Raw genomic sequence first — 23,564 nt, forward strand, 5'->3', positions numbered from 1 at the left:
CAACGGGAAATTTTTTGAATAAAGAATCCATACGGAGGAATCATCATGAAACGAATTCTTTCCATGTTATTTTTGATCTTGTTACTTGTTGGATGTTCAGCTCCTGGAAACGACCAAACGAACACAGAAAATGATGCCCAGACAGAAAACACCGAGATTAAAAATAATGATGAAACCAATCAGCAAAAGGATATGGAGCAAACACAGAGCTTAATGGATGAATACCAGCCGAACCCTCAAGTAACAGATGATCGAACATTGCAAAAAGTTGGTCAGACGTATACAGATGGAAAAGGTGAAGCTACTTTAGAAGCTATCAAAAACGTAAACAAAACGTATAAAGTTGGACCGATAGAATTAACAGTAAAAGAAATAAAATGGATTCATTTAAGACCGGATTATAGTATGATCGATTATTTTCATGTGTTAACACATGATGAGGAATTCGATTTTGTTAAAGTTTTCGTCGAGATTAAAAACACCTCTAATGAGAAAGTGAATTTTGCACCGATTGCCTTGCTTAAAACGAACACAGGTGAAACCTTTGATTGGGAAAAAGATATTTACCTTGAAGAGTTGAACGGGGAAATAGAAGGCAATAGCACAAAGTATGGAAACCTTGGTTTTATTGTCAATGCATCAGACAGCCATGCACATAAAGATGAGCACAGTGAAGAAGAAGTTCATAAAGATGATATTTCAAATGAGGCAAAAGGCATTGACTGGATTGAAATAACTACAAGTGATGCATTTGATAAGGAAAAGAAAAAAATCAGTGATTCACAAAAAATTAACATTGCATTTTAATACCTGTCTCCCATAGCAATATGGAGACCTTTTTTTAATTATATCAAACCTCGTTGACATCTTTATACTTTTCAACTATTGATTATTAGTATATAAATTCTTATCTTCCTAAAAAGTACAAATAAAATGCTAACATTTTGCTAACGCAATCCTATAAAAAACGGTATAATCCCTTTAAAGATGTTACACCTCAGATTCAGAAAAAATTTGATATACCGCACTTTCTGCACACATTGTTAACGATATTACACACTCTCACCTTAGGGGCGGCATGATGTAATAGGGGTTTTAAAACCTTGTTATATCAACGTCTAAAATGATAATATGCTTTTCTTGTCCTCGGATTTGTCCTCGTTTTATAAAAAACAGGGCAGTCTATGACTAAAAAGCTATCTATAGGAGAAGGTCTTTCATCAGTTTGCTAAACTGTTGGGAGGCCTTTTCTTCCATATTGACAGGCATATAAGCGTAAATATTCATTGTGGTGTTAATGTCTGTGTGCACCAATCGTTGCTATATTTCCTTTATTTGAACAAGGTAAAGAAATTAGGTGAAATGTTTTTGATCTTCAATTTAAGATGGTTCTGTAACTGCTAAAAAGGACAATACCGAGGAAGAGTATCTCATTATTACGAACGGGGAGCTTTATGGTATACAATCGTATCAAAATTTTTAAGCAGCCGAAAACACCTCATTTAGTCGAGGTGTTTATTTTTTTTTGACTATAAATCTTATTCAAATAAAAACTACACAATTCAAACTTCTATGAATCTAGTGGTTAGACATTACCTTGACCTAATAGTTTCGATGTCCTCAATTGTATATGAGTAAAGCCCCTTTGTTTAAGTAGATTTGACTCATCCATTATAGAACCAGCTTAGGTTAAAAGAACTCTTTCTTTGTTAAAGAAACGAAAAACCGACAAAAAAAATAATAGTTATGTAGAATAATGTCTATGTGGGTTATGATGCCCTGCTTTTTTGAAAGGGGGTGAAATAATGTACCTACGGCATTTATTTATATCAGGTCTAATTGTTGGAGCCGCCATGTTTTTACCGAGCAATGTCTTTGCTGAGGAGAACGAACTTAGTGGACCGCAGAATTCCCAAAAAGCTCCTGGACAAGTTAGTCCTTCAGTGGGAATTGATAACGCAGCTGTAAAATCAGACGTTCCGGCCAAGGAAGAAACTATAGTGGAACCCGCAGCTGTAAAACCAGATGTTCCGGCCAAGGAAGAGGCTATAGTGGGACCCACAGCTGTGAAATCCAATGTTCCAGCCAAGGAAGAAGCTGTGGCAGAACCTAATCCAGCTATGAACAATCAAGGTAGAGTAAAGCAGCAGCCATCTAAAGTTCCTCCTAACAATCCAGCTATCCATAAGTCAGCTGCAGCATCACAAAAATTGCATGATCAGGCAAAAGGTAATGTGCAGTCTGCCTTAAATAAGACTGAAAAGTCCGTTAATGAGGCTCGCGATCCTGAAAAAGTGGCAGCTGTTGAGGAACATAATAATGGATTAGAAAAGAATACGCCGACTCCTAAAAACGGGTCTGGAAATTCTGCTTTAGATTCCTTACATAATTCTGAAACTGAAGTAAAAAAACAAGTCTACCCTGCAAGTTTCGAACCTCAAGGGAAGGACACAGATTTATCATTGGTCAAAAAGGAAAATCGTTCTGAACCCCTTTTGCAGGAGTCACAAGAAAAGAGTGGTATCCCATTAGCTGAGGAAAAGATTCCAAAGGTCAGTGAGGTGCCGAACCCAACGCAGCGGACGGGCAGTAACGGGGGACCATCAAATGACCGGGGCAGTCAGGGATTAAATACTATAAGTTTTCTAGATAAATGGTTTGTATGGAATCCATATTATGAAATCCAGCTTGTCCAATCTTATCTTTCTCAGCATACATGGTTGAATAATCAATGGGTGAATGCTCCACCTTCACCACCACCAATAGCAGCTCCTTTTTACCTAACGTTTACTGTTAACTTAGCCACAGGTAACGATAAATAAAGGAGCAAAATTAGAAATGAAACATTATTTTAAACCATATAAACTTGTTAAATCTTTTGTATTAACTGGAGTATTGTCATTTGGACTACTGGCAGGAGGCCCTTTTGCTGCGGCGGCTGGACTTGATAAAGCCAAAGTAGAGCCTGTTCATGCTGCGCAAGCAAACAGTTCCGTAAATGTACATGCCAATGTGAAAGTAACGCCTGAGGTTCCTGCACAAGCTAAGGTTCCTACACAACCTGAGGTTCCCGCACAACCTGCAGTTCCTGCTCAGCAAGAAGAAGTAAAAGCCGAGATTCAACATAAGGAAAAAGGTAGTATCGGAAAATCGCAGGCAAGTATACATGCCAGTGAAACAGCCAAATTGAATGCTTCGGAAAACTCTGCCATCTTTTCTGAAGCACCAGTAGCAGAATATAATGAGACTTCCGAAAACCCAAATGACCTTTCTAATCCTTCAGTGGCAGAATTGAACGAAACGGATGCTACAGAGGAATATTTTTTCGGATCGGATTCCGCTACATTAGCGAATCCTGAAGGACAGGATTTTTATATAGGGAAGTTAGGCTATGGGAACAATGTGCAATTTGATGCAAGTACAGGCGGTGCAATTTATTTCAGTAGCGCTAGAGCACAGGATGCTACCTATGTTTACGGTTACTGGTTTTTATCCGGTATGCAAACTGCGCCATCAGGAATGTCGGCAAGCGATTGGGGAGTCCATCAGGCCAAATTAGCACTACAAGCCTATGAAACTATGAAAAGTGTATATGGTTCAAAAGTTAGACCTGTTATCTTTATTGATGTAGAACCGGCCCTAACCGGTATGAAAGACTATGACTATGCAAATAATCAAATGATTTATAACGCATTTGTGGATTATCTAAATCAATATGGACAAGGTGTAAAACCTGGCACCTATTCATCTCCAGGGAGCTGGGAACGCACAATGGGCGACTTTTCGCCAAGCACTCCAGGGGCTTATTGGGTCGCTTATTATCCGAGTGACATCCCTACAAATTTGACAACAAGCAATTCAGATTGGCTTAATTTCCCTGGAACAAACGAAAAGGCAGAAATTTGGCAGTACTATGGTGGATATGATGACTATAATGTAGCTTGGAAACTACCATAAACGAAATATAAGGGCAAAGTGTGTAGATTTAGAGTTTAATAGTTCGCTACTCCTCGCAGTACCCGAATAAAAAAAGCAACGCTATTTTGATCTGACCCAATAAAGTTAGACGAATATATTTAGGCAGCTTCTAAGATCTGAGTTCGTATTCTACTGAACTCAGATCTTTTAATTCCTTTTAGGAAAACACTATTATGACCAATGTTCGACTGCTAATCCCAAGCTACCATTAGTAACAAGAGTTAGTTGAAATTTATAGGTTTGCCTATAAAGGTATATGAAAAAATTTCCCTTTATCGGAATCTCATTGGATGGTGCCTGGCACCACATTCCTGTTAGAGGGTAGCGATGCCTATCGAATCTAAGACGTTATCAATCATAGAACTTCTCGTTTTCATAGCCTTTCGGGAAAAATTAGGCGAATCGATGCTAAAAAATCAGCACCGTTTCTAAGTTCAATCATTGAGTAAGTATTGTTTATCCAAATATGCGCTACAAAATGCTAACATTTTGCTAACGCAATCTCATGAAAAACGGTAAATTCCAGTTAAAGATGTTACACCTCAGATTCCCCGAAACCTGGATATACTGCACTTTTTGCATCCATCGTTAAAGATATTACACACTCTCATCTTACGGGCGGCATGATGTAATAAGCCGTTCCAACCCTTTATATATTAGGGTTTGAATATAAGTGAAATATTTATTAATAGAGGTATCTCATTAGTTGAATGAACTTTTGAGATGCCTCTTTTTTTATGTCTTTAAAGGAGTACAAAAGTGTTAGCATTATTGTTTGAATGTACTTGACTCTTTTAAGTAACCGCCATCTAACATTGAGTACCGTCTCTTGGCAGGTTTAATGGAACATACATAAGCCCAAAATGCCCAAGCTGATTCGTTCATTCTAATGTGTAGATAGGTTCAGAATGACACGTAGGGTTACTCTTGTTGACCCAAGCAATACCATAGAACTTTTTCTATATATAACAGGTTGAAGGAACTTAAACCAAATGACGGGCTGCTCGTGTCTTACGACCGAATCAAGGTTCCTTTATGAAAAGTTCAATAGAGGAAAGGTTCAGATGAGTAGGTTATTAATCAATGAAAGTCCGGTAATGATTATTCCTAGTTTGGCAGTTAAGCTTGGTTTAAATGAGGCTGTGGTATTGCAGCAAATCCATTATTGGCTCGGAATCAGCAAGCATAAAATTGAGGGGAGAACCTGGGTCTATAATACATATGAAGAGTGGCAGAAGCAGCTGCCATTTTGGTCAGTGAGTACGATTAAGCGGACGATTCGCTCGTTAGAGATGCTAGGATTACTTCTGTCTGATAATTGGAATCAGATGAAAATGGATAAGACAAAATGGTACAGCATTGACTATGAAAAATTGCAGGAGTTTGAAGATAGCCTGTTGGAGAGCCAAACTACTCCTATAGAGGAAATAGCACCTGAAGAAGGACCAGAGAAGACAAAGGAATCCGCAGTCCATTCTTCTGTGAAAAAGGAGATTCCCTATGCTGAAATTATCCGCTATTTGAATGAGAAGACTGGAAAGAACTATAAACTAAGCTCTATTAAAACAAGGGAACTGATTCATGCCAGATGTGGTGAAGGTTTTACGCTTGAGGATTTTAATAGAGTCATTGATTTAAAGTCTGCTGATTGGCAGTCTGATCCTGTTTGGAATAAGTTCCTTCGGCCAGAGACGTTGTTTGGGACCAAATTTGAAGCTTATCTCAATCAGCAGGAAGGTAAGATGAGATTGACTGAGGAGGATTTTAATTTAGATGAATAAGAAAGAGATTTATACGTTGATGGTACTTATTCAAGTCTATTATGAAAAGTTTCATTTTGATCAACAGAAGTTGGATGCCTGGCATATGGTCCTGCAGAAATATTCGTATGATAAAGTGCAGGGGAAACTATTGAAATTTGTTGTAGATTCACCGCATCCGCCAAAAATTAGTGATTTGGTCCAGAATACGTCTTATGGACGGGATATCCCTAGTGGTTTTGTATTAGATTTGAATGCAGGGGAAGAAGATTGGTAGGAAGTATACCAGTATACCTACCCTGTCATTTCTTGAATACTTTTGGATTATAGATTTGTACAACAATCGTTTCACCTATAGTAGAATTTCCTCGACAATAAATTTTTTATGAAAATGGGTAAAAGCCTGGTTTAAAAGGATTTATTGCACTTTCAATCAATCGATTAGTTAGTATAAAATTTGTTTCTATTTGTTGAAAGGTGTATTTCGTTATATTCTATTGTCAGTTTTTAAGTTTATTCCTAACAACCATAACTTTTATACGACAATTTATTCCCTTGGAAATTGCCAAAAATTCATTTATTAAAAGGGCTAAGGCGGAATTTAATTAAACGTTTAATTAGTTAATTTGGTTTTAACTAAACGATTGATTAGAAAGCCTTTAAATGCTGTCAAACCTGTGATTAATTCTATTTAGTAGTAAGAATATTGTCGAGACAGGAATCTAGTAGAAATGGTGGAAAGCTTTTGAAGGTATCGATAGTTTTTTCTCACTTGGATTCGGACGAAGAGGTATTTAATGCAAAAGCTTTTTTTTCCAAAAATGGGTGTAAAGGAATAAAAACTTGGCTCAAGTTTTCTGTGCTAAAAATCAAACTAACCGTTTTAAGATCATTATTTATAAATTGAATCAACAAGATATATCGGGTTATAGTCCCCCTTTGGTAAATTTAGGTATTTTTGATATAAAAACAAATAAAATTCTACATTTCACCACTAATGTCTCCGATACCACCTATGTAAGATGAATAATACTTGTATAATTCAGGGTTGATATCGAACGATAATTAGAATAAAATATAAAGCGTTCGTAATATGTATTAGAATTTCTATTGATGAGATACTTTTTACAATTTTATAGTATCAAACACAAATAATTATCGGAATAAATATACAATATGTGGAATAGAGATGAGTCTCAAAGAATCCTCATTAATCAATAAAAAATATGTAAATAAAGTTAGAGATCTATTGAAATATCAAGTTATATCAATAGATTTTGATAGTAAAGGGGTTAACAACATGATTTTCAAAAGCCAGTACGAGGAAATAAAAAAGGTTGCAGAGGATATATATTATCATCCGGAGCTAGGTTATAAAGAAGAACGAACAAGAGAGAAGGTTATTGCTTGTTTAAAACAAATGAATCCGGATATTCAAATTGAAGAATTCAGTACTACTGGCTTTAAAACAACGTTAGGAGATCAAAATAAAGACTTTCACGTTGCATTTATAGCAGAATTAGATGCGGTGTATGCCCCTTCACATATGTATGCGGATAAAAATACGGGTGCTGCCCATAACTGTGGTCATTACACACAGGTTGCCATCGCACTTGCTTTATACAATTATATGGTGAAGTCAAATGTATACAAGGATTTTGATTATAAAGTGTCCTTTATCTTTGTCCCAGCAGAGGAATACTTGGATCTAGCTTATCGTGACACATTAATGCAACAAAACAAGATCACGCATTATGGTGGTAAGCCAGAAGCTATGAAGCTTGGTGTTTTTGATGATATCGATTTGGGCATCTGTGTTCATGCAATAGGCGGAGAATTTGAGAAACGAACGATTAACACCAACTGTGATTTAGCTGGATTCCTGTATAAAAAGTATAAATTTATTGGAAAAGCAACCCATGCAGGGTTTGATCCCTTCTCTTCAAAAAATGCGTATAATATGTCTACCTTATTTAACGTAGCTGTCGGCTTGAGCCGTCAACAATTAAACGATACAGAAAAGGTACGAATTAATCCGATTGTGATGGAATCAGATATGTCAACGAATGTCATTCCAAACGCGATTACAGTAGGGACAGATTTGCGCACTTTATCCGTAGATTATATGAAAGAAGTTGCAGTTAAACTAGATGATGCGGCAAAAGGAAGTGCTCTAGCACTGCAAGGAGATGTGGAAATTTCAACACAGATGGGGTATTTACCTTTTAAACAAGATCGTTATTTATCCGATTTTGTATGGAAAGCATTTGAAGGAAATGATGAAATTGAAGTGCTATATAATGATGATCCGATCAGTGCAGCGGGAGATATTGGTGATCTTTCTTATATGCTTCCTTGCATTCAGATTGGTTACAGCGGGTTTACGGGAACGATTCATGGTGATGACTTTATCGATATCGATCCGCCATTTATTTATGAGATTTTCCCAAGGTTTTTAGCACAGGTTTTCGAAAAAATGAACGGGAACATTGATTCTTCGCGATTGTATAAAAGAAGTTATGAAGACTATAGCAAATTAATCAGTGAAATTATGGATCAGAAAGGGAACGAAAAAAATGAATAAGAATTTTATTTATCTCATTATATTTGCACTAGCAGTCATAACAGTGTCTGAAATGATTGGGTTCCAAAGTGTTCAGATTGGCACTTTTTCAATAGGCCTATTACCGCTTGTATTTGCCATTATCATTACTATGGTTTTAGGAATAAATATTTTCCGCAAAGGATTTTGGAAAAAAGTCTATAGTAAAGAAAACGTTGAATTTGCTGGGAAGTACTTGATTTTCTTAATGCTGCCTCTAATGGCGAGATATGGTGCAGATGTTGCCCCGAAATTAGGGGAAATACTACAGATTGGCTGGGTATTCCTCACTCAAGAAATTGGAAACCTAGGAACCGTTCTTTTAGGTCTGCCGGTTGCACTTATGCTTGGGTTACGACGAGAAGCAATTGGAGCTACACTAGGAATTGGCCGTGAAGGGGAACTTGCTTATATTTCAGAAAAATATACGCTGGATTCTGATGAAGGAAGAGGAGTTTTATCTTTATATATCATCGGGACATTATTTGGAACGATATTTTTCAGTATTTTTGCACCAATATTACTTAAACTTGGTTTCAGTATTGAAGCCTTAGCTATGGCATCAGGTATGGGTTCAGGGAGTATGATGAGTGCCGCTTCCGCTTCTTTAGTTGCACAAGTTCCAGAAATGGAGAGCACCATTTTAGCCTATGCGTCCGCAAGTCAATTGCTTACTAGTTTCCTAGGTACTTTTACAATGGTATTTCTTGCGGCTCCATTACAGAAATTGATTTACAGACTTTTAGTCAGAGGTGATAAAAATGCAAAACGCGCTGCGTAATTCATATGTTAAATATGGTTTAATCATTTTATTAAGTCTTTTGCTTATCGTATTTACTCAGTTTATTAAACAGTTGAAAAATCCAGACTCTATGGCAGTTACCGGGATGACGGTAGCGGGACTGATTGCATTATGGGTCTTCTCTATGATTGGAATCTTTATTTCGGAAAAGCTCAAAACATGTCCTATTAATTTTCTAAAAGAATTTCCGGTATTAGGCTGGGTTGCTATTACTTCACTTGTTATGTGCTTGATCTCAGACTTTTTTGTTCAAGCTATTCGAGCGGTGGATTTCCTTTCCATCACAACACCCATTCTGACTTTTGCCGGAATATCTGTAGCAAATCGTTTGGTAGATTTAAAGAAAACTTCTTGGAAAGTTGCCATTGTTGCTATCTTCGTATTTAGCGGAACCTATATTGGCAGTACATTGATGGCTCAAATTGGATTATTTTTGGCAGGAAGGTAATGAGCATCCGTGAGGGACAAGGGGACAGAACCTTGTCCCTTTTTGCCCTTATGGTGATAGCTTAGTGGGTTCACAGCCTTCACTTAATATTGCACACGACCCCGCAATAGAGCAATCTGAACACGATTTTGTCCATTTATCTATTAGTGAACACGGTCAATGACGCTTTTAGAGATTCCCGTTATCCTTGATAACTGTCTTAAAGAAACCCCATTTAACTCCTTCAACTCGACCAATACTGCGTATCTTCCTTCCCTATCCATTCGCTGCAAGTTACTGCTGTGTGAAATGCCTAATCCCTTTAAATATTCCCTAATCTCGCAATCAGACATTTTTACACTAATATCTATACAGTGCTAACATTAGCTGGAAATAATCCATCCGCACTTTTATTGTTAGACCAAGATGAAATATTTCTTTGATATTTACGGTAATGAGCGTTTTTTATTAAAATTTGAAGAATGGATTAAATAAAACGATTATATACTTTAGAAAGTAATAAGATAATTCCTCCTAGAAAACTAGTCTCTAGATGAATTATTGCCTTTATTATAGAAATAAAGATTTAATTAAAACCTTGTTAAGTTAAAGGGATAGTTGATAAGCCAAGTTTAAAGGTTGGTTTCCTTATCTTTCAGGGAATCGCTTTTTTAGGTGAATTCTCTAGCGTACAAAATTTTTAGAAATGTTGGCGGTATTAATTATGCTTAACGTTTTTTTGTCTTTTAACATTTTTGTCCAAGCATTCTCTATCAATTTACATAAACTTTAGAAAGGAGTGAAGTATTCTTATGCCATTGTTTAATAATGACCGATTTAGTAAAGCCGTTAACATACCTAACCCCTTGTATCAATCCTTACAGGGGAGATATTTTGTTGGACAAACGGAACACATTCGTTTTGGAAAAGAAAAAAATGCGTGGGGAGGCTTAGTGAACCCGTTTAAATCCGATGTCAATTTATTTGTAAATGCGTTTACCATAACCAATCATTCCAATCAACCTATTGAAGCTGAAATTTGGTTTAATCCCATTCCTCCTGGTAAGCAAATGATTTCGACTAATGTGACGCCCGCAAACACAGCCCTTTCGCCGCTTCCAAAGCCCGAAGTAAAAATCGCATATGCTGAATTTGTTGAAGGATTTCCAAGAAGAGGGGTAATGGCATTTAGGCGGATTGTACCCCCGCATAGTACTTTAGCTAGCGATGAAGATGGGAAGTTTATCTTTCCACCGGGCGGGTCATTTATTATTTTTTTAGTTTCACCAAATAATGAAATCATTCAGGCGGAAGTTGCGTTCGGCTGGTTTGAAAAAAATAAAAGGGAATAGCATGATAAAACAATTACCTGAAATACAAACTGTTTGGTAATTATATATCAACACCTACAAATTAGATGTGTATCGGAAATTCTCTCTATTATTTGATTTTGTTTGTCTTGCATTTTAAAATTCATAGTAGCTCCTTAAGATTCAGAGTTTGATTGGACTCTATACTCATATCTTACTAAGGGGCTCTATTTTTTTAAAACCTGATATTTAACGATCTACAGGAATGTTATTAGGGTGCTTTAGAATAGATCGTCAGAAGACGATCTATTCTTTTTGCTGATAAAGTGTCAAAATTTTCAATAGGATAAATAATAAAATATTAATATGGAATATATGAAATACGTGAATGTTGATGAAGAACTTGATTTATAGAAATATTCTATTAGTAATACGTCATTGATGGAGACAATCTGAAAAATGGCGAGCTTAACTCACTATGAAAAAAACTCTTGTCAGTAATAAAGATTTATTACTGACAAGAGTTTTTATATTTTTTAACAGTTGTATAAACTTCATCTGCTGGTAAAAACTACTTTTAAATGAAAACTTTGATTGGAGAAAAAAAGATGTTTCAAAATATCTTTGAACGTATATTAGGGTTTATTCCACAATCAGGTGTGTTTTTGTATGGAGGTCTCCTATTTATCATCATGAAAACGATTCAAAGGTTAAATGTCTGGGTAGAGAATAAAGTGAATCCCCCTTGGAAAGAGAAACGAAACCAAAAGGAATACTATTTGCAGCAGGGAAGCGATAAGTAGGTGTGAATTGATGGTAAATAAAGATAATTATCGAATATCAAGTTTGGAAATGACGATTACAGTAATATCAACTATCATAGGTGTTGGAATACTTACTTTGCCACGTTCACTTGCTAAAAGCGTTGGAACTCCCGATATTTGGATACCGATTATCATTGGGTTAATCGCTAATATGGCAATGGCTACACTCATTATTAAGCTGCATCAACGAACCCATGGACAAAGTATCCTTCAGTATGTCCAAGAAAAAAATAAGGTGGGCTACTTTTTAACTAAATTTCTAACATTAGGTTTTATATGTTATTTCACTTTTATTATCTCATTTGAGGCACGAATTGTTACAGAAGTTGTAGGTGTGTATTTAATTAACCAAACACCTTCTGAAGTTGTAATTATTTTTATGTATTTAGCTATCACTTATGCGGTTACGAAAAGCTTACAAGGGATTATTCATTTGAATTTACTCTTTTTTCCAATTGTTTTCCTTGTGCTTTTATTCATTATTATGTTTAATTTACAAGAGTTTGATTATAAAAGTTTATTACCGATAGGCGCAGAAGGAATGGTACCCATTATAAGAGGCTCAAAAGAAACAATCGTTTCCTTTCTAGGTATAGAGATTTTATTTTTTTTTATGGTGTACTCTGATAAAAAGTCAGTTTCCTCAAAATATATAAACATCGGCTTAGCAATCGTAGGGATATTATATTTATGTTTTACGTTATTAGCCATTTCAATATTAGGACTTGAAGCCACGAAAGTGGTTACCTATCCGACTATTGAACTTACGAAAGAAATAGAGATTATTCAAGGGTTAATTGAACGATTAGAACCGTTGATTATCATCGTTTGGATCTTGACGATATTTAATACAATGTCAAACTTTCATTTTATAGTCACAAATATTATAAAAGAGCAGTTTTTTCCTGGAATTAGAGCTGCTTCTATAGCAATAATACTCGCTACCATTAGTTTCGTGATCACTTTCATTCCAAATTCTCTCCAAGAAACATTTTCTTTTGGAGATTTCATCGGATATTTAGGTTTAGGGTTAACACTTTTTACGATCATGATCGGTTATCTCTATATTGTTAAAAATAAAAAACGTGACACAGAACAAAGTGAGGTCCGTTAAGTGTGAAGAAACCTGTACTGATAATAGGAATACTGACACTGCTAACTGGATGTTGGGATATAAGAGAGATTGATGAAATGGGTTTCGTTCTTGCGATTTCCCTTGATCCACAAGATGATCAAGAAATAAAGGAGCATTTTGAGGATGAATCTAAAAAGCTTGAGACCCAGATGTTCAAAACGACCTATCAAGTAGTTATTCCTCGCGTTCTTAGTGAAGGAAATCCATTAGAAGAAAAAGCCTTTTTTAATATAAGTACAACCGGAAGAACGAATTTTAAGTCAAACCGTAATATTGTGTCTCGTCGTAGTAGAAGGTTAAATTATGAGCATTTAAAAGTGTTAATCATTAATGATCAACTTGTGAAGGATGTGTTTATTGAAAATTTAATTGACTATTTTATAAGAGATCACGAGATGCGCCGTGATACTTTAGTTTTTATTTCTAATGGAAATGGAGAGAAAATATTAAATCAAAAACTCCCTCTTGAAATAATGCCTGCTATTTCCATAAAAATGATACAAGAAAATTATCGGGCACACCACGGTATGCTAGCAGATTTAAACATTGGTGAGCTATCAAAGAAAGTCCTTGAGGAAAAAAGTTATCTGATTCCACATATTGTTCATAAACAGGGTGATTTCAAGATTGCTGGTGCTGCAATTATGCAATGGAATAAATTTAAAGGTTGGTTAGGGGAGGAGGATATTGACGGGGTTAATATCATACAGAGTGACACTGAGAATTCAGTTGTCGAAGCAAGCTATAAAGGTAAATTGTTTGTTTATGAAACAAGTAACTTAAATACATCTATTAAATATACTCAAAAAGACGGAGTGGATCATTTTCATTTATTAATTAAAAGTGAAGGTTCTTTTGTTGAAAATTGGGTAGATAATATTAAGTTAAGTGAGCAAGAGACAAATGAACAACTACAAAAAGAAGTAGCAAAAGAAATTGAGAATAAGGCACTAAAAGTAATCAAGAAACTGCAACATCAATATTATGCAGATGCCCTCGGTTTCGGTAAATATGTGAATAGGAAAACACCGAAACATTGGAAACAAATTAAAAAAGAGTGGGAAGGGGAAAATGGCTATTTTTCAAAAGCAAATTTTACCGTCGAAGCAGAAGTGCGAATTCGTGATTATATGACAAAAGAAGAAATTGATGTGAATTGAGGTATGACCCTTGCTTAAAAAACCATTTTCAAAATTAATGTCTGATAATACAAGGGGAAGAACAGAATATCCCTTGCAATTAAGTAAAAATATCGATGAAACGATTACATTAGTAACAAATATCGTTGGTGAAAGTGATGACATTATACAACGTGATTTTTTAGTAGGGAAAAAAATTAAAGCAGCGTTGTTTTATGTAGATGGTTTAGCTGATAAAGATCGAATTGAAAAAAATACAATTGAACCTCTACTGAAATATTCAGTTAACGAAAAACAGAAAAGCATATTACTCGAGCAATTATTAGATGAAGTTGTCTTTCATTGTGATGTCAGAAAGGAAAAGTCGTTTGAAAAGTCCATTTTTCAATTATTATCTGGTGAAGCGCTGTTAGTCATTGATGGGATAGATGAAGTTTTGCTTTTTGCAACTCGTAGTAATAATGAACGCAGTATTGATGAGCCAGAAAGTGAAGTGGTTGTTAGAGGACCAAGGGACGGCTTTATTGAATCGCTTCAAACGAATGTCATGTTAATGCGAAGAAGGGTCCGAGATCAAAACTTTGTTGTTCAATATGGAAATATAGGCAGACGCTCAAAAAAAGATTTTGCCATTTTGTATATTAAAGGAATTACCAATCAAGAGTATATTGATAAAGTTCGTTACCGTATCTCCTGTATTGATTTTGATGATGTTGTTGATACTGGATCACTTGAACAGTTAATTGAAGATAATCCACTTTCCATTTTTCCACAAACTTTACGAACTGAGCGCCCTGATAGAACAGTAAATGCGTTAATGAACGGCCAAGTGGTTGTCTTATTAGATGGAAGTCCTTTTAGTTTAATGGCGCCAGTTACATTTCATATGCTTTTTCAATCTCCAGAAGATTATTATGACCGTTGGCAAATTGGGTCATTGATTCGAGTCCTTCGTTATTTAGGAGCTTTTATAGCGATGTTTCTACCATCATTGTATATTGCGATGGTTTCATATCAACAAGGGATGATTCCAACGACACTAGCATTATCGATTGCAGGGACAAGAGAAGGGGTGCCTTTTCCTGGATTTATAGAAGCTTTTTTTATGGAAATTACTTTAGAGCTATTACGGGAAGCTGGTGTTAGATTACCTCGTCCGGTAGGTCAAGCAATAGGAATTGTAGGTGGTCTTGTCATTGGTGATGCCGCTGTTCGTGCTGGGATTGTTAGTCCAGTAATGGTGATTGTTGTTGCCCTAACAGCTATCGCTTCTTTCGTCCTTCCTTCATACAATGTCAGTATATCACTAAGAATATTACGCTTTTCGTTAATGATTGCAGCATCTCTGTTTGGATTATATGGAATACTAATTGCCTACATTTTCATCAATATTCACTTAGTTGGTTTAAAGAGCTTTGGGACATATTATACATCACCGTTTGCACCGTATCGGTATGCAGAATTGTTAGACACTGTTATTAGAGCACCGTTAAATTTACTATCAAAACGATTTGAAGAATTAAAACCAGATGATCAAAGGAGGTCAAAATGAGATAAATGGGTCAGTTTTGAGTGGAATGGTAACACCATAACTTTTATCCGACAATTAATTATTTTGTAAACAGCCTAAAATTGTTTGATAAAAGGGCTTATGCGTTAGTTAATCAAACGATTGATTAGTTGAATCAGCACTAACCAAACGTTTGATTAAAATCGCTTTAAATACTGCCAAACCTGGGTTTAATACCCATGAGTGGGGAGAATATTGTCGTGAAGAGTATCTAGTAAAAATGGTGGAAAGCTTTCGGATTACTGGGCAATGGGATTACTGCCTTGCTTATTGAAGCGCAGGTCTAGCTTGGTCGATCACCTTACTGATTTCAAACAAATCTTCAAGTCTATCTGGGAACTGCAGCATGGCCTGACCGTCCAGCGGCCTTCTAGTCATCCTGATATACTCTTTCCCGACCTGCAGCCAAGGACTTTTATATACACCACAAAAATAATCAAAGCCACTATCTTTTAAGTATTGATATTTTTCACTATCGTAAATATCTGGATCTTCAATATCAATTCCAAATGGGTAAATATAGATATCCGTAGGTCCAATTAAAGACCCAACTTCCTCTTTCCACTTATTGGTATCGTCTACGACGAATGAATAATTATATTTGTTCATATCACGATGACCATAGCTATGTGAGGCAAATTCCCAGCCCCATTCCTTTAGTGCTTTGACAACTTCCACTACAGCTTCTTTATCCTGTTGGTAGGATGGTGAGTTTGGGTCTTGTGTTCTATAACCTAGAACACCTTCATACCCGGTTAAAGCTATTATTCCTCTTGCGCCTTTATATGAAAAATCAGGGTGCTCTGCTATAAATGTTTCTAACACGGGTACTAAATCATAATCTCCAAAAGAAGTGGTTCCATCATTAAGTATCATTTCAGCAGTGGGTCTGCCATTCTCGCCAATAACAATCTTTGCTGCAAAACCATCCCCATCCATATATTTATAATAATTTACATCATCTTGAGATAGGACAAAAGGCTTTTTATCTGGAGGAAGCATAATATCTCCTGGAACAAATCGTGTCGACCCATCCTCTAATGTCTCTTTTTTTGCTACATCATGGATACTTACAAGCACATAGCCCGCATTGTACATTTCTGTCATCATATCTTTAAACTCTGAGACGGTGGTCATATAATAATTGTAACCATTTGAATCATTATCTCCATCAAAGGCTTTATAGGTGTCTGCAATTAATGAATGAAAAAAGACATGGTTAATTTGATCAATGGAATGATAGGAACCTAATGATACCATGCGCTCTTTTTCAAGATGATAGTTTGCTAGTGCCTCAGTTATGGTATCATTTGTTCCAAATTGCTCAGTAAAAGCTTGTAGTAAGTTAATAGCTCCCTTAAAGTCAAATCCTAATGCTAAAGTCTTTGCATGTTTAATAACTAGATTAACCTTCTCTTCAAGCTCTTTTTCCTTTTTGAGATCCTCTGTATTAACAGAGGTATCCTCCTCAACAGATTCTTCAATTTTATCTTTCACCTGATTGCTGGCTGGTGAATGGGTCCCAATATTCTTTAAACCTCTAGCCGATATATATAAAATGAATACGGCTAAAGCACAAAGTACAATACGAATAATGATAAAATTCCTTCTGATTCTTTTCTTCTTATATCTCTGTGTTCTTGACATCTCTTTGCCTCCCTTTATCATCTATCAATTTATGAATTATGAAATTTGGGATTCAAAATCTTTTCCTAGCAGTTTCTAATCTATAACAATTAGACGTTATTCTGAATAAATCTGTTACTCTTCTTTCCCTTAGTTTTTCATGTGAATCGTCCCAATTAGTGGGGGAGTCCCCAGATAAATACTTTAAGATGAGCACAGTGAAGAAGAAGAGGGTCATAAAGATGATCATTCAAATGGAGCAAAAGACATCGGCTTGATTGAAATAACCACTAGTGATGTATTCGATAAGGAAAAGAAAAAAATCAGCGATTCACAAAAGATTAAAATTGAATTTTAAATACCTGTCTCCCATAGCAATACGGGAGACCTAATCGAGGCTTCTCATAAGTTGAGTAAACTTGGGGAAGCTTCTTTTTTTAATCTTGGGTTAGTTTTTCGCGGCCTGACACTTTTGTCCTCACAGTTCACCGGATTTTAGTCTCTTATCAGACCAAAGAGCGAGCTGTAGTGTCAACGCATCTTTAAACTTTTTTGGATCATACCCCGTGTCTTTTTCTATTTTACTAAGTCGATAAATGAGTGTGTTTCGGTGGAGATATAAGTCATCAGCAGTTTGTTGAATATTTAAGTTATTTTTGAAAAAAACATCTAAAGTATCAGCATGTTTAACTAAGGTTTTATTCATGATTCTATTTGTAAACTTTTCTCCCCAAGCACGATCTATTTTATAAATTAATGCTTTCGGTTCTACTTTAACAAATGAAATGAAATCCTCTTTTTCATCACTGATTTGAAGGGCAAGGTCACAATCAATATAGGATTGATTAAACTTACTCAATGATATAAAAGGAGTGCTAAAAGCAAGTCGGAATTTTAACTTAAGCTTTTTCAATTCCACGTAAATACTGTTTAGCTTTTTGTCTGATTCTTGCTCACTGTAACCGGAAAAAGCAATAAACATTCGATTAATATTGATAAAACCTACAAGGCAGTGTTTTTCACCAATTAATCCTTCTATTTTATTGATTAACGATTGATTCGCGATGATGCGATCGGTCATTTGAATGACAGTTATGATAAATGGTTCCCGAAGGTTCAGACCAACTAGGTTTAGCCAGCGTTCGATATTGCTATAGGATGGAGAACTTTTCAAAAGTTCTTCGATAAGCATTTCTTTCGTTCTCTGTTTCCATTCCAATTGAGAAGCGATAAATTTTTCTTGAATCATGAGCTCAGTAGTCATTTTTACGATGCCGCCTAGCTCCCGCAATTCTTCGGGATTTCCAGTAATCCCAATCACTCCGACAATCCTATCCTGAAAAACAATAGGCAGGTTGATGCCGGGATGAGCTCCTCTCCAAACTCCTTTTTCATTGAAAGGAATAATAAGAGTTTCTCCGCTTTTTAAAACTTCAAGTGCCCCCTCATGAATATCGTCTATCCTAGAAGGATCGCCGGAGGCAATAATAATCCCCTTTTCATCCATTATGTTCATATTTCTATTAAGGCGAAGCGAGGTTTCTATTACAATGGTTTGGGCAATTTCCCTTGTTAACATTATTTTCCTCCGGAAAGTTAGTTAAATCGTACAAAAAATCAGAAAAAATAGTATCTTTTTTTATATAGTACACACGATGTATTCTTTAATCAAGCTTAGTATAATGAAAAAGAAATAATGATAGCGCTTTCGAAAAGTGGGTGGATAATTTATGAAGATTGTAATAGCCCCTGACTCGTTTAAGGGGAGTTTAAGTGCAGTTGAGGCAGCTAGAGCAATAGAAGGAGGCATTAAAAAGGCATTTCCAGATGCCAAAACTCTATGTATTCCTGTTGCTGACGGTGGAGAAGGGACGTTGGATACTTTAGTTGCTGCCACCAATGGAAAAAAAGTCCCGGTTATTGTTACCGGACCGATAGGTCAAAAGGTTGCGGCTGAATATGGCATATTGGGTGATGGAAAGACCTGTGTCATCGAAATGGCAAAGGCCTCTGGAATACCACTGATTCCCCGGGAAGAGCTTAATCCCTTAAAAGCGACTACCTTTGGAACAGGGGAACTTATTAAACAGGCTTTAGATGATGGCTTTGCGTCATTTATCTTAGCACTGGGAGGTTCAGCTACCAATGATGGCGGGGCCGGAATGCTTCAGGCTCTTGGTTTATCACTATTAAATGAACAGGGAAACAAAATTTGCACTGGTGGTGCCGAGCTCACAAAAATCAGTTCGATTGATTTAAGCGAGTTTGACGAGAGAATACCATATTGCAAGTTTCTTATTGCCTCGGATGTAGAAAATCCTTTAATTGGACCACATGGAGCATCCCATGTGTTTGGTCCCCAAAAGGGAGCAACCCCTCAGATGGTTAAAATATTAGATGCTAGTCTAGCTCATTGGGCAGATGAAGTTGAAAAAGTAACCGGTGTCCATCTTCACGATTTACCAGGAGCCGGAGCAGCTGGTGGAATAGGCGGGGCATTTCAAGCCTTTTTTCCTTCCCGAATGAAACGAGGTATTGATGTAGTTATTGAACATACAGGACTTCATACGGCTCTTGAAGGAGCTGACCTTGTTATTACAGGAGAAGGTCAAGTGGATTTCCAAACTGCCTCAGGCAAGACTCCGATGGGGGTAGCTCAGGCAGCTAAAATACAGAATATTCCAACTGTTATTATTGCTGGCTCTATTGGTACAGGTATTGATGTGTTATATCAACACGGAATTGTAAGCGTTAGCAGTATTATAAACAAGCCTATGACATTAAATGAAGCCATCAAGAATGCGGCAGAATTATTAGCTGAGAGTGCAGAACAAGTAGTTAGATCCTTTTTTTACCATCAAACATTAAATTCTGGAAAGGTGGTTAGGTAACATGAAAATTAAACAAGCGATTGAAAAGGTCCCTGGAGGTCTGATGGTTGTCCCTCTTATGTTAGGAGCTTTACTAAATACGATTGATCAACTACATTTGCCGGTTATTATGGACTTTTTAAAATCTCTAGGTGTAGCTCAAACAGCTGAAGGCAATTATGAAATGTTAAGAATAGGCGGATTTTCTGAAGCCCTTTTTAAAAATGGTGCATTAGTTCTTATTGCATTATTCCTTTTCTGTGCAGGTAGTCAAATGAATTTAAGAGTAGGGGGAACAGCCTTAAAAAAAGGTGTCTTACTTACAAGTTCTAAATATTTAACAGGATTAGGGATTGGTGTTCTCTTTGGATACTTTTTTGACCCTATGGCAGGATTGTTTGGTCTTTCTACGATTGCCATTATTGCGGCAATGACAAACGGAAATGGTGGAATGTATGCAGCCTTAACTGGCCAATATGGAAACCGTTCCGATGTAGGAGCAGTTGCGGTTTTATCGCTAAATGACGGTCCATTCTTTACACTAATGTCTTTAGGTTTATTAGGCTCCAAATTCCCGGTTATCGCCTTTATCGCCGTTTTATTACCAATTGGTATTGGAATGATAATAGGAAACTTAGATCCTGAGATCCGTGAATTCCTAAAGCCAGGAGAAATTTTACCGGTACCATTCTTTGCTTTCGCTTTAGGTGCTGGCATGAACTTTGCTAATTTCTTCAATCCTTCTGTTGTAGCAGCAGGTTTAACACTCGGAATTCTTACGACTCTTCTAACAGGGACTACTGGTATGTTAGTATTTAAATTATTTAGAGAGAAAAGCCAAATTGCACCATGGGCGGAAGCCTCTACGGCAGGTAATGCAGTTGGTACTCCAGCAGCTATAGCAGCGGCAGCTGCCGTTGCGGCAAGTTCAGGGATGATGAGTAAAGCGGAAGCAGCTAGCTATGCTGAAATTGCCAACCTGGCAACAGCGCAAATTTCTATTGCCGTCCTTACAACAGCTGTTCTATGTCCAATTGCTGTTATCTTAGTTGATAAGTATCAAAAAAGAAAAGGAATTGATGGTACTTTAGAAAGTGAAATAGTAAATAAGAAGCAAGGTGCTCAAAATATTGCATGATTAAATTAACACCCCTGAGTACTCTCTCAGGGGTGTGGTTATTTCATCCTTTTAGAAAACAGAATACGGCATGAATGAACAAAAACAAAAAAGCGGGGGATTTGTAATGGAAACAACCTTACTATATGGAAAAACTGGCCTTACTCTTCAGTTACCTAATGATGCGTTTATTGTAGAACCTAATCATTTACCAGGTTTAGAAAATGATATGGAAGCACTAAAAGAGGCATTAAGAAATCCAATTGGCACAGCGTCTTTAAAAGAAATGGTGAAGGCAACGGATAAAGTGGCCATTGTTATCAGTGACATTACGAGACCAACACCCAATCACAAGATGGTACCCGTACTAATTGAAGAACTTGGTCATGTTCCATTTGAAAATTTTGTTATTATTAACGGAACAGGTACCCATCGTGATCAAACAAGGGAAGAATTTGTTCAAATGCTTGGAGATTGGGTTGTAGATAATATAAGAATCATCAACAATCAATGCCATGATAAAGAAACATTGTCGAATGTTGGAAAAAGCAAGTTTGGTTGTGACGTCTATTTAAATAAAGAATACGTTGAAGCTGATTTTCGCATTGTCACAGGCTTTATTGAACCACATTTTTTTGCTGGATTTTCTGGGGGACCAAAAGGGATTATGCCAGGAATTGCGGGTATTGAAACCATCATGACCTTCCACAATGCAAGAATGATTGGGGATGCTCGTTCAACATGGGGAAATATGGATGATAATCCTGTTCAAGAGATGACTCGTGAAATCAATCGGATGTGTAAGCCTAATTTCATGTTTAACGTAACATTAAATAGAGAAAAGGAAATCACATCAGTATTTGCCGGAGAATTGTATGAGGCTCACGATAAAGGGTGTGAATTTGTAAAAGAACATGCCATGATCAAGTGTGAGGATCGATTTGATGTCGTGATTACATCCAATTCGGGTTACCCACTCGACCAAAATCTTTATCAAGCCGTTAAAGGGATGAGTGCGGCACATAAAATTGTTAAAGAAGGCGGAACGATTATTGTCGCTTCTGAATGCTCGGATGGACTTCCAAGTCACGGAAACTACTCTAAGATTTTTGAACTCGCTGATAGCCCTCAAGCTTTATTAGACCTTATCAATGATTCAAATTTTAAGATGTTCGATCAATGGCAGGTTCAGAAGCAGGCCGTCACCCAAGTATGGGCAGATATCCATGTTTACTCCAAGCTAACAGATGAACAAGTACTTAGTACTATGTTAAAACCTACCCATAATATTGAACAGACGTTGGAGGAATTAAAGCAAACCTACGGAGAAAATATGTCTATCGCTGTTTTACCATTAGGTCCACTAACAATTCCTTACGTGGAAGAGTAATAGGGATAATGGAGCGGGATTAGTCAATCAAGAGTACTGCTGTTTGATGTTGCCGGAAAAGGAATCGCAAGTGAAGAAAGCTTAGTTGAGGCGATTAGACACGCAATTGAATTAGCACCAAAACGTTAATAAAGGAGATTGTCATGCTAGAATTAAAATATAACAAACTTCAAGAAATATTAAAGGAAATGGAAACGGTCGTCATCGCCTTTTCTGGTGGTGTGGACAGTACATTTTTATTGAAGGCTGCACTCGACACCCTTGGCAGGGAAAATGTATTGGCTGTAACAGCGGATAGTGAAACATACCCTTTTGAGGAATTACAAGAAGCCATTAAACTCGTTGAACAGCTAGGAGCAAAACATGAGGTTATTCAGACATCGGAATTAAATATTCCAGGTTATTCTGAAAACACATCAAACCGGTGCTATTTTTGTAAAAAAAGCTTGTTCCAGCATCTTGTACCCATCATGGAGGAGCATAACTACAATAATGTAGCTTTCGGGTTAATCGCAGATGATCTTGGGGAACACAGGCCAGGTACAAAGGCGGCGAAAGAATATAACGTAAGGGGACCGCTTCAGGAAGCTGATCTTTATAAGAGTGAGATTCGTGAGCTTTCCCAACAAATGGGTCTGCCAACATGGGATAAGCCTTCCTTTGCATGCCTTTCATCAAGGATCGCTTATGGAGAGCACATTACAATAGAAAAACTGAAAAGGATAGATCAATCGGAACAAGCGATTCGAGCCATTGGAATTAGGCAAGTAAGGGTACGTACGCATGGTGAGATTGCTAGAATTGAAGTAGAACCACAAGAGATGCAGCGCTTATTGGAACATCATCAAGAAATCACAGCAAAACTTCAAGAATTTGGATATAGCTATATTACAATGGATCTTGTTGGCTACAAAAGCGGCAGCATGAATAAGGTTTTGCAACAGGTTGAGAAGTAGAAACAAAATGGAGAGAGGGACCTCTAGTTCCAATTACATGGTGGCAGCATGGGAGTAG

The 23,564-nt window shown here is 36.7% G+C and carries 19 protein-coding genes and 1 pseudogene; 18 read left to right on the forward strand and 2 right to left on the reverse strand.

What is annotated here, in order from left to right:
- Positions 1-45: 45 nt before the first annotated feature.
- From ACY3XC_RS23065 to ACY3XC_RS23125, 13 genes are all read left to right on the forward strand, one after another.
- On the forward strand, positions 46-807 hold the full coding sequence (locus ACY3XC_RS23065) for a DUF4352 domain-containing protein (protein ID WP_464870648.1): 762 nt from the start codon (positions 46-48) through the stop codon (positions 805-807).
- Between the two features lie 998 nt (positions 808-1,805).
- Complete coding sequence (locus ACY3XC_RS23070) at positions 1,806-2,822, forward strand: hypothetical protein (RefSeq protein WP_464870649.1); 1,017 nt, start codon at positions 1,806-1,808, stop codon at positions 2,820-2,822.
- A 16-nt stretch (positions 2,823-2,838) separates the two neighbouring features.
- Positions 2,839-3,957, forward strand: coding sequence for a glycoside hydrolase family 25 domain-containing protein (locus ACY3XC_RS23075; RefSeq protein WP_464870650.1), 1,119 nt, complete (start codon positions 2,839-2,841; stop codon positions 3,955-3,957).
- 1,085 nt (positions 3,958-5,042) lie between these two features.
- Complete coding sequence (locus ACY3XC_RS23080) at positions 5,043-5,759, forward strand: conserved phage C-terminal domain-containing protein (RefSeq protein WP_464870651.1); 717 nt, start codon at positions 5,043-5,045, stop codon at positions 5,757-5,759.
- Positions 5,752-6,015 (forward strand): hypothetical protein, encoded by a 264-nt coding sequence (locus tag ACY3XC_RS23085; RefSeq protein WP_464870653.1) that lies wholly within the window; start codon positions 5,752-5,754, stop codon positions 6,013-6,015. The genes ACY3XC_RS23080 and ACY3XC_RS23085 overlap by 8 nt, the downstream gene beginning before the upstream one ends.
- A gap of 1,023 nt (positions 6,016-7,038) precedes the next feature.
- Positions 7,039-8,322 carry a zinc-binding metallopeptidase family protein gene (locus ACY3XC_RS23090; protein ID WP_464870654.1) on the forward strand — a complete coding sequence of 428 codons (1,284 nt, stop codon included), beginning with the start codon at positions 7,039-7,041 and terminating at the stop codon, positions 8,320-8,322.
- Positions 8,315-9,121, forward strand: a complete 807-nt coding sequence (locus tag ACY3XC_RS23095) for a DUF3100 domain-containing protein (protein WP_464870655.1) — start codon at positions 8,315-8,317, stop codon at positions 9,119-9,121. Before ACY3XC_RS23090 ends, ACY3XC_RS23095 begins: the two co-directional genes overlap by 8 nt.
- Entirely contained in the window at positions 9,102-9,590 is a 489-nt protein-coding gene (locus tag ACY3XC_RS23100) for a hypothetical protein (RefSeq protein WP_464870656.1), read from the forward strand. Before ACY3XC_RS23095 ends, ACY3XC_RS23100 begins: the two co-directional genes overlap by 20 nt.
- Positions 9,591-10,381: 791 nt before the next feature.
- Complete coding sequence (locus ACY3XC_RS23105; protein WP_464870657.1) at positions 10,382-10,921, forward strand: DUF6143 family protein; 540 nt, start codon at positions 10,382-10,384, stop codon at positions 10,919-10,921.
- Between the two features lie 566 nt (positions 10,922-11,487).
- Positions 11,488-11,682 carry a hypothetical protein gene (locus tag ACY3XC_RS23110; protein ID WP_179160694.1) on the forward strand — a complete coding sequence of 65 codons (195 nt, stop codon included), beginning with the start codon at positions 11,488-11,490 and terminating at the stop codon, positions 11,680-11,682.
- A 10-nt stretch (positions 11,683-11,692) separates the two neighbouring features.
- The gene (locus tag ACY3XC_RS23115) at positions 11,693-12,817 is read left to right on the forward strand and encodes a GerAB/ArcD/ProY family transporter (RefSeq protein ID WP_464870658.1); all 1,125 of its coding nucleotides are present in this window, start codon (positions 11,693-11,695) and stop codon (positions 12,815-12,817) included.
- A 2-nt stretch (positions 12,818-12,819) separates the two neighbouring features.
- A complete protein-coding gene (locus tag ACY3XC_RS23120) occupies positions 12,820-13,998 on the forward strand; it encodes a Ger(x)C family spore germination protein (protein WP_464870659.1) in 1,179 nt (392 codons plus the stop codon).
- A 10-nt stretch (positions 13,999-14,008) separates the two neighbouring features.
- Positions 14,009-15,529: a spore germination protein gene (locus ACY3XC_RS23125; RefSeq protein ID WP_464870660.1), complete on the forward strand. Its 1,521-nt coding sequence runs from the start codon at positions 14,009-14,011 to the stop codon at positions 15,527-15,529.
- Between the two features lie 285 nt (positions 15,530-15,814).
- Here the strand turns inward: ACY3XC_RS23125 and ACY3XC_RS23130 are convergent, their stop codons facing one another.
- Positions 15,815-17,194, reverse strand: coding sequence for a hypothetical protein (locus ACY3XC_RS23130; RefSeq protein WP_464870661.1), 1,380 nt, complete (start codon positions 17,192-17,194; stop codon positions 15,815-15,817).
- Between the two features lie 211 nt (positions 17,195-17,405).
- On the opposite strand from ACY3XC_RS23130, the pseudogene ACY3XC_RS23135 reads away from it, so the two are divergent.
- Positions 17,406-17,531: pseudogene (locus tag ACY3XC_RS23135) on the forward strand (hypothetical protein); the annotation flags it as partial.
- Positions 17,532-17,651: 120 nt separating this feature from the next.
- Here ACY3XC_RS23135 and ACY3XC_RS23140 read toward each other — a convergent pair.
- On the reverse strand, positions 17,652-18,752 hold the full coding sequence (locus ACY3XC_RS23140; RefSeq protein ID WP_464870662.1) for a CdaR family transcriptional regulator: 1,101 nt from the start codon (positions 18,750-18,752) through the stop codon (positions 17,652-17,654).
- 151 nt (positions 18,753-18,903) lie between these two features.
- Between ACY3XC_RS23140 and ACY3XC_RS23145 the strand changes: the two genes are divergently transcribed.
- The 4 genes from ACY3XC_RS23145 to larE all read left to right on the forward strand — a co-directional run bounded on the left by ACY3XC_RS23145 (position 18,904) and on the right by larE (position 23,506).
- The gene (locus ACY3XC_RS23145) at positions 18,904-20,064 is read left to right on the forward strand and encodes a glycerate kinase (RefSeq protein ID WP_464870663.1); all 1,161 of its coding nucleotides are present in this window, start codon (positions 18,904-18,906) and stop codon (positions 20,062-20,064) included.
- A gap of 1 nt (position 20,065) precedes the next feature.
- Entirely contained in the window at positions 20,066-21,181 is a 1,116-nt protein-coding gene (locus ACY3XC_RS23150) for a 2-keto-3-deoxygluconate permease (protein ID WP_179160680.1), read from the forward strand.
- A gap of 106 nt (positions 21,182-21,287) precedes the next feature.
- Positions 21,288-22,550, forward strand: coding sequence for a nickel-dependent lactate racemase (gene larA, locus ACY3XC_RS23155; protein WP_464870664.1), 1,263 nt, complete (start codon positions 21,288-21,290; stop codon positions 22,548-22,550).
- A gap of 143 nt (positions 22,551-22,693) precedes the next feature.
- Positions 22,694-23,506 (forward strand): ATP-dependent sacrificial sulfur transferase LarE, encoded by an 813-nt coding sequence (larE, locus tag ACY3XC_RS23160; RefSeq protein WP_464870665.1) that lies wholly within the window; start codon positions 22,694-22,696, stop codon positions 23,504-23,506.
- Positions 23,507-23,564 lie beyond the last annotated feature (58 nt).

The organism is Bacillus sp. CZDM1, assembly GCF_055502545.1.